Below are 11,912 nucleotides of genomic sequence, written 5' to 3'. Positions count from 1 at the left end.
CCGGCCGCCCCTCCGGGGCCCACCCCGGTGCCGCCCGCCGACGTGCCACCCGTCCCGGCCCCGCCGAACGGGGCGCTGCCGCCGGCCCCACCGAACGCGGCCCCTCCGGGCGGCACGCCAGCCGCACCGCCGATCCCCCCGCCACCGGCCACGTCGATCCCACCCGCCGCCATCCCACCCGTGCCCACGGTCGCACCGACCGGCGCGGTGCCCCAGCCCTCCGACCGGGTCACCGTGCCCGGACCGGGCACCCCCAGCCCCGGACCCGGCCCCGCACCCCCCATCCCCCCTCCCCTGGCACCGCCACCGGTCGCGCCCGGCCTGCCGGCCCGCCCGGCCGCCCCGCCCGGGAGCGGAGCCCGCCCCGTCCCGCCAGGCCAGGTCCTGCCACCCGGACGACCTGACCTCGTACCCCCGGCCCCCACCCGACCCGGCCCGCGCTTCCCCGGCCTCGACACCACCGGCCCGGACCCGGCTCCGTTCCCCGGCCCACGCGCCACGCCGGAACCACCACCCGGCCGAGCCGTCCCCGAGCCCGGCGCGCGGACCACCACCACGGGTCCGTCCACCGGAACAACCCCGGGGACCGCAGGGCCCCGAGGGGTCGGGCCGGGCAACACGGGCGGGCTGTACCCACCCGTGTTCGGCGCCCTCGGTGCCAACCAGGGCCGCGAACGCCGTCGACCCGACTACCTGCTCGACGACTCCGGTGCGTTCACCGACGACCGCTGGTTCACCCCACCGGTCATCACCCCCGACGACGGACCACCGGCCCGCGCGCGCAACCCGTAGCGTCGAGCGCGTGCAGACCGAGATCAGCTTCCTCGCCGACGACGGCGTGCAGCTCCCGGGCGTGCTGACCGTTCCGGACGACCGCACGGAGCCCGGACCGGCGCTGGTGATGATCTACGAGGCGTTCGGGATGAACGACGAGATGCGCCGCGTCGCCCGGGACCTCGCCGCCGAGGGGTACGCGGTGCTCATCCCGGACCTGTTCGCGCGCGGGCGGGTCAAGGGGCTGTGCGTCGCGCGGGCGATGCGCACGGTCGTGCGCGGGCGTGGGCAGGAGCTGGACGACATCGAGGCCGGCCGCCGGTGGCTCGCCGCACGCCCCGAGGTCGACGCCGACCGCATCGGCACCATCGGGTTCTGCCTCGGCGGGAGCTTCGCGCTGCTCCTCGCCGGCAGCGGCCGCTACAAGGTGAGCGCCCCGTTCTACAACCTGCCGCTCCCGGTCCCACGGTCCTGCCCGGTGGTGGCGAGCTACGGCGGCCGTGACCGCACCACCCGCGGCTTCGGCGAGCGCCTGCAGGCCCGGCTCGAGGAGCTGGGCGTGCCGCACGACGTGCGCACCTATCCGGAGGCGGGGCACTCGTTCTTCAGCCGCCCGCCCGGTCTGCTCGGGCGGCTGACCAAGTACACGCCGATGCACGCCGAGTACCACGCGCCGAGCGCGGAGGACGCGCACCGCAGGATCGTCGCGTTCTTCCGCGAGCACCTCGACGGGACGGATTCGATCGACTAGGAAGGAAGGCGTGCCGCTCCCGACGCCCCTCCTCGTGCGCCGCCGGCACGTCGACTACGCGCTGGTGTGCACCTGCGGGTGTCCGGGTCCGCGCTGACCCGACACCCCTTCGCACACCAGGAGCTTTGATGTCCATCGACGCGAACACCCCTGCGCCCGCGACCGCCCGCGACCAGCACCTGCGCGGCATCATCGACGCCACCGGATCCGCGATCGCCGACGACCCCGGCAAGGCCCTCGCCCTCTTCCGCACCGAGGGCGCCGGCGGCGACGGCGTCCGCTCCCACATCCGCGTGGGCAGGCACACGGTGCTCGTCGACGAGCCGCCCGCGCTCGGCGGCGAGGACGACGCCCCGAACCCGGTGGAGAACGCGCTGGTCGCGTTGCTGTCGTGCCAGGTCGTCACCTACCGGTTCTGGGCGGTGCAGCTCGGCATCCCGCTCGACGACATCGAGTTGGAGGTCGAGGGCGACCTCGACGTGCGCGGCTTCTTCGGCCTCGACGACGGCGTGCGGCCGGGCTTCGGCGAGGTGCGCGTGGCGGTGCGCCTGTCCGGTCCCGCGGAGCCGCAGCGCTACCGCGAGCTGAAGGAGGCGGTCGACGCGCACTGCCCCGTGCTCGACCTGTTCCGCAACACGACGCCGGTCACGACGGAACTCGTCACGAGCTGACCCGGCCGGGCCCGACACGACGTAGCAGGATGGAGACATGAGCGAGCAGGACCGCAGCTGGGGCTTCCGCACGCGAGCCGTGCACGCAGGCCATGTGCCCGACATCGCGACCGGGGCCCGAGCGGTGCCGATCTACCAGTCCACGAGCTTCGTGTTCGAGGACACCACCGACGCCGCGAGCCTGTTCGCGCTGCAGAAGTACGGGTTGATCTACAGCCGCATCTCCAACCCCACCGTCGCGGCGCTCGAAGAGCGGCTGGCGAGCCTCGAAGGCGGGCTCGGCGCGGTGGCGACGGCGAGCGGGCAGTCGGCGGAGTTCCTCACGTTCGCCTGCCTCGCCGGCGCCGGCGACCACATCGTCGCGGCCGCGGGCCTCTACGGCGGCACGATCACGCAGCTCGACGTGACGCTGCGGCGGTTCGGGGTGGAGACCACGTTCGTGGCGGGCGGCGACCCGGAGGCGTTCGCCGCGGCGATCACCCCGCGGACGAAGCTCGTGTTCGCCGAGGTGATCTCCAACCCGGGCGGCGAGATCGCCGACATCGCGGGGCTCGCCGACGTCGCCCACGCGGCGGGCATCCCGCTGGTCGTCGACGCGACGATGGCCACTCCCTACCTGTGCCGCCCGATCGAGCACGGCGCCGACATCGTGATCCACTCGGCCACGAAGTTCCTCGGCGGGCACGGCACCACGCTCGGCGGCGTGGTGATCGAGTCGGGGAAGTTCCCGTGGGGGAACGGCAAGTTCCCGCAGATGACCGAACCGGTCCCCTCCTACGGCAACCTCACCTGGTGGGGCAACTTCCAGGAGTTCGGGTTCCTCACCAAGCTGCGGGCCGAGCAGTTGCGCGACATCGGCGCCACCCTGTCGCCGCACAGCGCGTTCCTGTTGATCCAGGGCGTGGAGACGCTGCCGCAGCGGATGGAGGCGCACGTGGCGAACGCCCGCGCCGTGGCGGAGTGGCTCGCCGCCGACCCGCGGGTCTCCTACGTCCGCTACGCGGGCCTGCCCGACCACCCGCACCACGACCGCGCGAAGCGCTACCTGCCGCTCGGGCCGGGCGCGGTGTTCTCGTTCGGCGTGGTCGGCGGGCGCGAGGCCGGGGCGAAGTTCATCGAGTCGGTGCAGCTGTGCAGCCACCTCGCCAACATCGGCGACGCGCGCACGCTGGTGATCCACCCCGGCTCCACCACCCACCAGCAGCTCACCGACGAGCAGCTGCGGGACGCGGGCGTCCCGCCGGACCTGGTCCGGATCAGCGTGGGCCTGGAGGACCCGGAGGACATCCTGTGGGACCTCGACCAGGCGCTGGCCGCCGCGGCGAAGGAGAACGCGTGACCTGGGAGAACCCGTCGGCAACCCGCAGGCAGCAGATCCTGCGCTCCACCCGCACGGTCGCGATGGTGGGCGCGTCGCCCAACCCGGCGCGGGCCAGCAACTTCGTGGCCACCTACCTGCTGTCGAGCACCGACTACGACGTCTACTTCGTCAACCCGAACGCCACCGAGATCCTCGGCAGGCCGGTCTACAAGAGCCTGGAAGCGCTGCCGGTGGTGCCCGACCTCGTCGACGTCTTCCGCCGCCGCGAGGACCTGCCGTCCGTGCTCGACGACGTGCTCGCGCTCGACGGCGTGAAGACGTTCTGGCTGCAGTTCGGCCTGTTCGACGAGGACGTGGCGCGCCGGGCCGAGGAGAACGGGCTCGAGGTCGTGATGGACCGCTGCCTCAAGGTCGAGCACGCCCGATTCCACGGCGGCCTGCACATCGCCGGGTTCAACACCGGCGTGATCAACTCGCGGCGGCGCGCGACTCGGTGAGGAAGGCCCGGATCACGCCCGTCAGCGCGGCGGGCTGGTCCTCGGGCACGAGCGTGTAGCTGTCGGCGATCGTCACGAGCCTGCCCCGCGGGTAGAGGTCGGCGAGCCGCCTGCCGTGCTCCAGCGGCATCAGCCGGTCCTCCGCTGCCCAGACGACGAGCACCGGCCCGGGGAACGCGCGGTTGCGCTCGGCCCATTCGAGCAGCACCTCGCGCGGCGGCACCCCGCGCCCGTAGGCGGTGAGATCGCGCCGCACCCCGGCCTGCTCGCGCAGCGGGCGGAACCACTCGTCCATCACGTCGTCGGGCACGGGGCGCTTGCTCATCCAGCCCCACCCGCCCGGCGCCCGCCGGACCGCCCGGAACCGCAGCAGCTGCCCGAGCAGCGCGAGGGCGCCGGGGATGCGGGTGACGGCGACGAGCGCCCGCCCCGGGATGCCGGGCGGGTAGTTGTCGAACGCCTCGCAGGCGACGAGCACCATCCGCGCCACGCGCTGCGCTCCACCGTGGGCGACGAGGACCTGCGCGCCACCCCAGTCGTTCTGCACGAGTGTGACGTCGCGCAGGTCGAGCCGCTCCAGGAACTCGCCGATCAGGCCCGCGAGCCCGGCGAGCGACAGGTCCGCGTCCGGCCGCATCGGGCGGCGGTGCGAGCCCAGCGGTAGGTGCGGGAGCACGCACCGGTACTCGCCGGACAGCTCGCGAACGACGTGGCGCCACACCGACGGCGCGATCGCCACGCCGTGCAGGAAGACGAGCACGGGGCCGTCCCCGCCGGTGTCGGTGTACTCGATCGTTCCGGCCGACAGTTCGATCTCCGCCATCGCTTCCCCCAGTCCAGTCGATCTCAGCCCGCTGCCCCCAGGAAGGCGCGCACCACCCAGAACACCGGCGCCGTGGCGAGCACCAGCATCCAGAACGACCACGCCCGGCGCCGGGCGATCGCCCACACCACCGCCGCGGCCAGCAGCACCGGCACGACCAACGCGCCGACGAACGCGCCGAGCGCCGCGGGACCGGCGGGCGGACCGACCACGGCGAGGACCAGCACGACGTTCACCACCGCCCACACGGCGGCCGCGGCCAGGGCCGCGACGAACCGGGTCCGCGGCGGCCGCTCCGGCGGCCCCGGTTCGCGCTTCGGCGGCTCCGGGTAGGGCGGTGCGCCGGGCATCGGCGCGTGCGGCGGGAGCCCGTCCGCGCCGGGGGTGAAGCCGGGGGCGCCCGCCCACGGCGGCAGCCGCTCGTCGTCGGGCCGGGGGTCCGGAGCCGGGGTGCTCACGCCGCGACCGTAGCCCGTCGCCGGGCCTATCGCCCGGGCGTTCGGGCGGCCCGCCGGGGGCCGTAGGTGAGGCGGCGCAGGAGGATCTCGGCGGGCCCGCGCTGGCCCGCCCGCGCCGACGCCGCGGCGATCAGCAGGATCACGAGCCAGGCGCCGAAGCCGTAGAGCGCCGTCTGCCAGACGTGCGCGCCGTCCCCGAGCCCGACCGTCCACGCGGGCAAGAGCAGCGCGAACGCGACGGACTGGGCGAGGTAGCTGGACAGCGACCGTTGCCCGCACGCCTGCAGCGCCGAGGTGACCGGGCCGGTGCGCTGCGCGAGCCGGATCGCGACCAACCCGAAGACGGCCGCGTAGCCGAGGCCGCCCGCGTAGCCGCCCACGGCGTGCACCGCCCCGGCGAGCATCGCCGCGCCGAGCGGCACCCCGGTCCACAGCTGCGCGGCCATGAGCGCCAGCGGCAGCCCGAGCAGGACGGCGGCCGACAGGCCGACGACGGCCGTGCGCACGAGCAGCCGCCGGTGCCGGGCGGGCTCGTCGAGCAGGCCGCGGCGCGCCGCCCACGCGCCGAGCACGACGGCGGAGAACACGCCGAGCGCCTGGGAGAAGAACCCGATGATCAGCCACTCGACCACGCGGACGCCCATCGCCTCGAGGGGGTTCGAGAAGCTGATCGACGGCAGCAGCGACTGCTGCTCGGGCGGCCCGGGGATGACGGACGTGGAGTAGAAGAGCGCGGAGAACGCCACGCCGCCCAGGGCCGTGCCCAGCAGCGCCCGGTCGGTGCCGCGCAGCAGCAGCCCGGCCAGCGCCACGGCGATCAGCCCGTAGGCGCCGACGATGTCGCCGGACCAGAGCAGGACCCCGTGCACGCCGCCGATCAGCACCATCCACCAGCCCCGGCGCCGGATCAGCTGGACGACGGCTTCCGCGGGCATCCCGACCGCGGCGCGGCGGCGGGCGAGCTGCCCGATCCCGTACCCGAACAGGAACCCGAACAGCGGGTAGGCCCGGCCGTCGACGAACAGCACCTGCACCAGCGTGACCACCTGGTCGGCCGGGGAGAGGTCGCGCGGGTAGCCCCGCACGCCCAGCGCGTGCCCGTACGACCAGAGGTGGACGTTCGCCAGCGCGATCAGCAGCAGCATGAACCCGCGGGCGACGTCGGGGGCCGGGATGCGCGCGGGGATCGGCGTGGCTCCCGGGTCGGCCGGCAGCGGAGCGGTCATACCGGACAACCTAGGACGTCCGGGGCGATCGCCCGTCGCCACTTCACCCCTGCGCCACTCGGTCGACGGTTCACCGGGACCGACCGCTGATCGGCACACCGGGGGATGCCGATGACGCTGCCGATGACGCTGCCGATGACGCTGAGCCGGCCCGCGTGGCTGCTGTTGTTGGTGGTCGTGGGCGGCCTGTCGGCCGGCTACGTCCTGCTGCAGGTGCGGCGCAAGCGCGACACCGTGCGGTTCACGGGGCTCGACCTGCTGGACCGCGTCGCGCCCGCCCGGCCGGGCTGGCCGCGGCACGTCCCGACCGCCCTGCTGCTGGCCGCGCTCGCCGTCATGGTCGTGGGCCTGGCCGGGCCTACGGCGCAGGCGCAGGTGTCGCGCAACCGCGCGACGATCGTGATGGTCGTCGACGTGTCGTTGTCGATGATGGCCACCGACGTCGAGCCGAGCCGGCTGGTCGCCGCGCAGTCGGCCGCGAAGACCTTCGCTCGGGAGCTGCCGTCGATGAACCTCGGCCTGGTCTCCTTCGCCGGGTCCGCGGCGGTGCTGGTGGCCCCCACGACGGACCGGGTCGCGGTCGAGCGCGCGATCGACGAGTTGAGGCTGTCGGAGTCCACCGCCACCGGGGAGGCGATCTTCGCGGCGCTGACGTCGATCGAGTCCTTCGCCGCGGCCGTACCGGGCGACGAGGAGGGACCGCCGCCCGCGCACGTCGTCCTCATGATCGACGGCAAGCAGATGGTGCCCGGCGGCCCGGACGCGGAGAACCGGCCACGGGGCGCCTTCAGCGCGGCGCGGGCCGCGGCGGCCGCCGGCATCCCCGTGTCAACGATCGCGTTCGGCACCGACTACGGCTCCATCGAGCTCGAGGGGAGGCCCCAGCCGGTCCCGGTGGACGAGGCCGCGATGCGCGAGATCGCCCGCATCTCGGGCGGCCGGTCGTTCTCGGCGTCGAGCGCGGACGAGCTGCGGGAGGTCTACGGGCAGGTGCGGGACCAGGTCGGATACGAGACCCGCGCCGTCGACGTGAGCAGGCCGTGGTTCGCCTGCGGGACGCTGGCCGCGATGGCGGCGCTGGCCTCGGCCCTGGTGCTCGGGCGCCGGACCCCCTGAGAAGAGCCTCTGTTGACAGGGCAGCCGCCCCGGTCTCCACTTGCACCGTGATCCGGGTGGACTCCCGCGCCGGCCGGGAGGCCGAGGTGACCGACGGGCCGCCGGGCGCCGGCCGGGACACGGGGCTCGGCACCCCGCTGGCGGACGTGGTCGGCCGGGCGCCGCTGTTCGTCCCGCCCACCGCCACGGTCGCCGACGTCGCGGCGGCCATGCGCGAGGGCCACCACAGCTGCGCGGTGGTCACCTCCCGACCCGACGGCATCGTCACCAACGGGGACCTGGCCCGGATCGTGGCCGAGCGCCGCCCGCCCGACACCCCGGTCGAGCAGGTCATGAGCAGCCCGGTGCACGCGCTGCCCGCGGGCGCCCCGCTGATCCGGGCGCTGCTTCTGATGCTCGACGAGGGCATCGAGCACGTCCCGGTGCTGCGCGGCGGCCGGATCGTCGGCGTGCTCACCGACGTCGACCTCATCCGCCAGCAGTCGGCGAGCCCGCTGCTGGTGACGGACCGGATCCGCCGGGCCGGGGCGGGCGGGCCGCGCGACCCCGCGCTCGCGGACCTGGCGGCGGATGTGGCGGGCGTCGCGGCCGCCCTGCTCGCCGACGGCGTCGACGCGCTGCGGATCGCGGCGGTCGTGGCGAGCCTGCACGACACCCTCACCATCCGGATGCTGGAGCTCGCCGAGCAGGAACTCGGTCCCCCGCCCGTCCCGTACGCGTGGCTCGCGCTCGGCTCGCAGGGGCGCATGGAGCAGCTACCCCGCTCGGACCAGGACACCGCGCTGGCCTACGCCGAACCCGGCGCGGAGGCGGGCGAGTACTTCGCGACGCTCGCTGCGCGGGTGACCGACGGGCTGGCCGCGGCCGGGGTGCCGCGCTGCCCGGGCGGGTTCATGGCCACCGGCTGGTGCCGCCCGCTCGAGGGCTGGCAGCGCACGTTCCAGGGCTGGCTCGACGAGCCGGACGCGCGCAGCCTGCTGGGCGCGCAGGTGTTCCTGGACCTGCGGCGGGTCGCCGGCGAGCTGGACGTCGACGTGCTGGACCGCGTGCTGGCCAGGGGCCGCGACCGGCCGGGCATCCAACTCGCGCTCGCCCGGACCGCGCGCCGGTTCTCCCCCCGCGCGCACCGGTTCGGGAGGCTGCGGGTGGAGCGGCTCCCGCCGCCCGAGCTCAAGCTGCGCGGCACCGTCCCGGTCGTGCTGCTCGGCCGGCTCTACGGCCTCGCCGCGGGCTCCGCGGAACGCACCACCGCAGGCCGGCTGCGCGCCGCCGCGGCGGGCGGCCTGATCTCCTCCGACACCGCCGACACGCTGATCGACGCCTACGAGACGCTGCTGTCGGTGCGGCTCGCGGCCGAGCTGGGCGCGGAGGTGCCCCGCACGCTGTCGGCGCCGCGGCGCCGCGAACTGCAGGCCGCGCTGCGCGCGGTGCGCTCCGCCCTGGAGGCCAGCTCCCTGACCCACCCGGACCCGGGGTGAGCCGCGTGCGCGCCAAGCTGATCGCCGTCACCGCGCTCGCCGCGGCCTGCTTCACCTACCCGCTGCTGTCGCTGTTCGACCGGCCGACGCTGGTGCTCGGGCTGCCGCTGGTGTGGGCGTACCTGTTCGCGGTGTGGGCGGTGCTCGTCGTGGCGGTCGCCGTGCTGTCGAGGCGGGGGGACTGATGGTCCCGGCCTGGGTGGTGGTCGTCGTCTCGCTGGCCTACCTCGGTCTGCTGTTCGGCATCGCCCACCGCGGCGACCAGCGCGCCGCCGCCGGCCGCAGCCTGATCGCCAGCGGCGGCGTCTACGCGCTGTCGCTCGCCGTCTACGCCACCTCATGGACCTACTACGGCAGCGTGGGGCGCGCCGCCACGCGCGGGCTGGAGTTCCTCACGATCTACCTCGGGCCCGCGCTCGCCATGGGCTGCTCGGCGATCGTGCTGCAGAAGCTCATCCGGGTCAGCAAGCGTTACCGCATCACCTCGCTGTCGGACTTCGCCGCCGCTCGCTACGGCAACAGCCGCCTGCTCGGCGGGTTGGTGGCGCTGATCGCCGTGGTCGGCACCGTGCCCTACATCGCGCTGCAGCTCAAGGCGGTGTCGAGCACCTTCCGGCTCGTCTCCGGCGGTGCCGTCTCGACCACGGACGTGCCCGCCTACGCCGACACCGCCCTCTACGTCGCGCTGGTGCTCGCGCTCTTCGCCATCCTGTTCGGCACGGCGCACCTGGACGCCACCGAGCGCCACGAGGGCGTGGTCGCAGCGATCGCCTTCGAGTCGGTGGTCAAGCTCGTCGCGTTCCTCGCCGCCGGGCTGTACGTCACCTTCGGCCTGTTCGGTGGCCTCACCGACCTGTTCGAGGCGGCCGCGGCGACGCCCGCGCTCGCGACCGCCGTCGCCATCGACGGGTACGGCAACTGGTTCTGGCTGATCGTGCTGTCGGCGTTCGCGGTGCTGCTGCTGCCGCGGCAGTTCCAGATCGCGGTCGTCGAGAACGTCGACGAGCGGCACGTGCGCACGGCCTCCTGGCTGTTCCCGCTCTACCTGCTCGTGATCAACATCTTCGTGCTGCCGATCGCGCTCGCCGGCCTGCTCACGCTCGGCCCCGCGGTCAGCCCGGACACCTACGTGCTCGCCCTGCAGCAGCACAGCGCGCTCGCGCTGCTGGTGTTCGTCGGCGGGCTGTCGGCCGCCACCGGAATGGTGATCGTGGAGACGATCGCGCTCTCGACGATGGTGTCGAACTCGCTGGTCATGCCGCTGCTGCTGCGCAGGCCGCGGTGGGGAGGGCCCGGCCTCGCCGACCGCGGCGACCTCGGCAGGCTCGTGCTGCGGATCCGCCGCGTCACGATCCTCGTCGTCCTGCTGCTGGGCTTCGGGTTCTTCCGGATCACCGGCGACGCGCTGGGCCTGGTCGACATGGGGCTGGTGTCGTTCGCCGCGGTCGCGCAGTTCGCCCCCGCCCTGCTCGGCGGGCTGTGGTGGAAGGGCGCCACCCGCAACGGGGCGCTCGCCGGCCTGACCGCGGGCATCGTGCTGTGGGCCTACACGCTGCTGATGCCCGAGCTCGCCCGGACGGGCTGGGTGCCCGAGTCGATCGTGCGTGACGGCCCGTTCGGAGTGGCGCTGCTGCGCCCGCAGGAGCTGTTCGGACTCACCGGGATGGGCGCGGTCGGGGCCGGCGTGTTCTGGAGCCTGCTGGTCAACGTCGCCCTGTTCGTCGGGGTGTCGCTGGCGGGCAGGCGAACCCCGGCCGAGGCCGGGAACGCGGCCCTGTTCGTCGACATCGACCGGCGCACCCCCGGGCCGGGCACCCGCTTCTACCGCGGCAGCGTGCCCGTGGCACGGCTGCGCGATCTGCTCGCGCGGTTCGTCGGCGCCGAGGCCGCCGCGGCCCTCGTCACCGAGCACACCGCGCGGCGGGGTGTCCCGCTGCCCGACGAGGCGCTGGCCGACCCGGAGCTGGTGCGGCAAGTGGAGACCGCGCTCACCGGCGCGGTCGGCCCGGCCGCTGCGAGGGCGCTCGTCGCGTCGGTGGCCGACGAGGAGCCGCTCGGGATGGCCGAGGTCGTCGAGCTGGTCGGCGAGGCCCAGCACCTGCGCGAGCTGGACCGGCTCAAGGACGAGTTCGTCGCGACCGTGACCCACGAACTGCGCACGCCGCTCACCGCGATCCGGGCGTTCACCGAGATCCTGCGCGACAACCCGGACCTGCCCACCGAGGAGCGCGCCCGCTACCTGGAGATCATGGCGACGGAGACCGAACGGCTGACCAGGATGGTGAACCAGGTGCTCGACCTCGCGCGGCTCGAATCCGGCCAGGCGTCCTGGCAGGTCACCGACGTCGACCTGCGCTCGGTGGTCGAGGAGGCCGCCTCCGCCACGGCCCAGCTGTTCACCGACAAGGAAGTGGCGCTCGACGTCGAGGTCGACGGGCCGGGTCCGCTCGCCCACGTCGACCGGGACGGCGTCATGCAGGTCCTGCTGAACCTGCTGTCCAACGCGGTCAAGGTCACCCCGCCGTCCGGGCGCGTGCGGGTCGCCGTGCGCGCCGACGACGGGACCGCGCGCATCGACGTCTCCGACGACGGCCCCGGCGTGCCGCCGTCGGACCGGGAGCTGATCTTCGACCGGTTCCGACGGGGCGCGGCGGGCGGCACCGGGCTGGGGCTCGCGATCAGCAGGCGGATCGTCGAGCAGTTCGGTGGCACCCTGCACGTGTCCGACTGCGGTGGCGACGGCCGGGGCGCCACGTTCACGGTCGGGCTCCCCGTCCCGGCCAGGAGGCGGTAGGCG

At 74.6% G+C, this 11,912-nt stretch carries 12 protein-coding genes; 9 read left to right on the top strand and 3 right to left on the bottom strand.

What is annotated here, in order from left to right; all coding sequences use genetic code 11:
• The first annotated feature begins 639 nt into the window (after positions 1-639).
• The 5 genes from VKZ81_RS15295 (at position 640) to VKZ81_RS15275 (ending at position 4,014) form a co-directional block, all read left to right on the top strand.
• Positions 640-792 (top strand): hypothetical protein, encoded by a 153-nt coding sequence (locus VKZ81_RS15295; RefSeq protein WP_324242222.1) that lies wholly within the window; start codon positions 640-642, stop codon positions 790-792.
• 10 nt (positions 793-802) lie between these two features.
• Positions 803-1,525: a dienelactone hydrolase family protein gene (locus tag VKZ81_RS15290; protein ID WP_324242221.1), complete on the top strand. Its 723-nt coding sequence runs from the start codon at positions 803-805 to the stop codon at positions 1,523-1,525.
• Positions 1,526-1,653: 128 nt separating this feature from the next.
• On the top strand, positions 1,654-2,196 hold the full coding sequence (locus VKZ81_RS15285) for an OsmC family protein (protein WP_324242220.1): 543 nt from the start codon (positions 1,654-1,656) through the stop codon (positions 2,194-2,196).
• Positions 2,197-2,233: 37 nt separating this feature from the next.
• Complete coding sequence (locus VKZ81_RS15280) at positions 2,234-3,535, top strand: O-acetylhomoserine aminocarboxypropyltransferase/cysteine synthase family protein (protein WP_324242219.1); 1,302 nt, start codon at positions 2,234-2,236, stop codon at positions 3,533-3,535.
• Positions 3,532-4,014, top strand: a complete 483-nt coding sequence (locus VKZ81_RS15275; RefSeq protein WP_324242218.1) for a CoA-binding protein — start codon at positions 3,532-3,534, stop codon at positions 4,012-4,014. Before VKZ81_RS15280 ends, VKZ81_RS15275 begins: the two co-directional genes overlap by 4 nt.
• Here the strand turns inward: VKZ81_RS15275 and VKZ81_RS15270 are convergent.
• From VKZ81_RS15270 to VKZ81_RS15260, 3 genes are read right to left on the bottom strand one after another with little or no spacing between them, the layout of a single operon-like run.
• Positions 3,986-4,837: an alpha/beta fold hydrolase gene (locus VKZ81_RS15270; protein WP_324242217.1), complete on the bottom strand. Its 852-nt coding sequence runs from the start codon at positions 4,835-4,837 to the stop codon at positions 3,986-3,988. The two genes, VKZ81_RS15275 and VKZ81_RS15270, sit on opposite strands and share 29 nt — an antisense overlap.
• 23 nt (positions 4,838-4,860) lie before the next feature.
• Positions 4,861-5,295 (bottom strand): hypothetical protein, encoded by a 435-nt coding sequence (locus tag VKZ81_RS15265; protein ID WP_324242216.1) that lies wholly within the window; start codon positions 5,293-5,295, stop codon positions 4,861-4,863.
• Between the two features lie 26 nt (positions 5,296-5,321).
• Positions 5,322-6,521, bottom strand: coding sequence for a DUF418 domain-containing protein (locus tag VKZ81_RS15260; RefSeq protein ID WP_324242215.1), 1,200 nt, complete (start codon positions 6,519-6,521; stop codon positions 5,322-5,324).
• A gap of 111 nt (positions 6,522-6,632) precedes the next feature.
• On the opposite strand from VKZ81_RS15260, the gene VKZ81_RS15255 reads away from it, so the two are divergent.
• From VKZ81_RS15255 to VKZ81_RS15240, 4 genes are read left to right on the top strand one after another with little or no spacing between them, the layout of a single operon-like run.
• The gene (locus VKZ81_RS15255) at positions 6,633-7,637 is read left to right on the top strand and encodes a VWA domain-containing protein (protein WP_324242214.1); all 1,005 of its coding nucleotides are present in this window, start codon (positions 6,633-6,635) and stop codon (positions 7,635-7,637) included.
• Positions 7,638-7,693: 56 nt separating this feature from the next.
• On the top strand, positions 7,694-9,115 hold the full coding sequence (locus VKZ81_RS15250; RefSeq protein ID WP_324242213.1) for a DUF294 nucleotidyltransferase-like domain-containing protein: 1,422 nt from the start codon (positions 7,694-7,696) through the stop codon (positions 9,113-9,115).
• Between the two features lie 5 nt (positions 9,116-9,120).
• Positions 9,121-9,300, top strand: coding sequence for a hypothetical protein (locus VKZ81_RS15245; protein WP_324242212.1), 180 nt, complete (start codon positions 9,121-9,123; stop codon positions 9,298-9,300).
• Positions 9,300-11,909: a sensor histidine kinase gene (locus tag VKZ81_RS15240; RefSeq protein WP_324242211.1), complete on the top strand. Its 2,610-nt coding sequence runs from the start codon at positions 9,300-9,302 to the stop codon at positions 11,907-11,909. The genes VKZ81_RS15245 and VKZ81_RS15240 overlap by 1 nt, the downstream gene beginning before the upstream one ends.
• Positions 11,910-11,912 lie beyond the last annotated feature (3 nt).

Source organism: Pseudonocardia sp. (assembly GCF_035305885.1).
In the GTDB taxonomy this organism is placed as follows: domain Bacteria; phylum Actinomycetota; class Actinomycetes; order Mycobacteriales; family Pseudonocardiaceae; genus Pseudonocardia.
Note: the sequence above shows the minus strand (reverse complement) of the source record. Positions and strands in the feature narration are given on the sequence as shown.